We start from the raw sequence: 1,253 nt of genomic DNA, 5'->3' as shown, positions 1-1,253 counted from the left end.
CGGCTGCACGTCTGCTGGGGCTCCTGGCACGGCCCGCACACCACGGACATCCCGTTCGYGGACATCATCGGCTCGGTGCTGCAGATCAACGCCGGCGCGTACTCCTTCGAGGCGGCCAACGTGCGGCACGAACACGAATGGCGGGTCTGGCAGGACAACCCGCTGCCCGAGGGCAAGTCGATCATTCCCGGGGTCGTCTCGCACGCCACCAACGTCGTGGAGCACCCGGATCTGGTCGCGGACCGGATCGTGCGCTTCGCGGAACTGGTGGGCCGCGAAAACGTTATCGCCTCCACTGACTGCGGGCTCGGCGGCCGCGTCCATCCGCAGATCGCCGTCGCCAAACTCGAGGCGCTCGGCGAGGGCGCCCGGCGGGCCAGCAAGCGTCTCTGGTAGCCGGCCACGGACCCTTACCGGGCATTTCGCGGGGCTTGATAGACTGGTAAAGACCGAACACGAATCGGTCCACACCACATTTTCAAACCACACCGGCCAAAGAGTGCCCCTCCTTTGGCGTGCCCGCGGCCGGTCTGGCAGCTTTACCAATCCCGCAGGAGACCCAGCAATACATGACAGCCCTGGCCACAGAAAATTTCCGCGAACAGCTCCTCAGCCGCCGTTACGAAGCTAACGTCGCGCCGGTCAACGAACTGTGCGACGCACTGCAGGCCAACAAAGCTGGCACCACGGTCCCCTACGTCGATCCCGTCCACGACATCGATGAATGCCGGATCATCAGCCTGCACTCCAACATCGGGACCGCGGATCCGTCCGGTTTCATCACCCCCGGCGACGACGAAGCCGTCACCCGGATGCTGGGCCTGCAGTGGAAGCTGGGTCTCCGTCCCGAGTTCGTCATGCCGTGGAACGTCCACCCGTGGCACGTGCCCGGCGAGCCGAACGGCAAGTTCACCCCGGACCAGATCTCGGCCGGCCTCAAGCCCCTGCTGAAATTCCTCGCCCTGGTCCCGCGCGCCTCCGTGATCGTGGCGCACGGCACCGAGGCCAACCGGCTGGCCAACCTGCTGCTCAAGACCGAGGTGCCGATGATCTGGCGCCGTGGCCTGAAGACGTACAAGGTCCGCTCGCTCAGTGGTCGCGCGTTCGCCGGAACCCCCGCCCGCCAGGAACAGTACCTCGAGGAAATGCGCGTCGTCTACGCCGACGCGATGGCCCGCACCGGGCTGGCGAAGGCCAACTGATCCCACCCAGCACGCAACAACGACGGCGGGCGCCCACCGAAAGGTGAGCGC

1 protein-coding gene and 1 pseudogene are annotated in these 1,253 nt (G+C 66.3%); both read left to right on the top strand.

What is annotated here, in order from left to right:
* Positions 1–396, top strand: a pseudogene (locus tag AB4Y86_RS19135) (epoxyalkane--coenzyme M transferase); the annotation flags it as partial.
* A gap of 173 nt (positions 397–569) precedes the next feature.
* Positions 570–1,202, top strand: a complete 633-nt coding sequence (locus tag AB4Y86_RS19130; RefSeq protein ID WP_441403701.1) for a uracil-DNA glycosylase — start codon at positions 570–572, stop codon at positions 1,200–1,202.
* The last annotated feature ends 51 nt before the right edge of the window (positions 1,203–1,253 follow it).

Origin of the sequence: Arthrobacter sp. 2YAF22_2 (genome assembly GCF_052114645.1) — a bacterium.
Lineage (GTDB): Bacteria > Actinomycetota > Actinomycetes > Actinomycetales > Micrococcaceae > Arthrobacter.
This window is presented reverse-complemented; position numbering and strand designations above follow the sequence as displayed.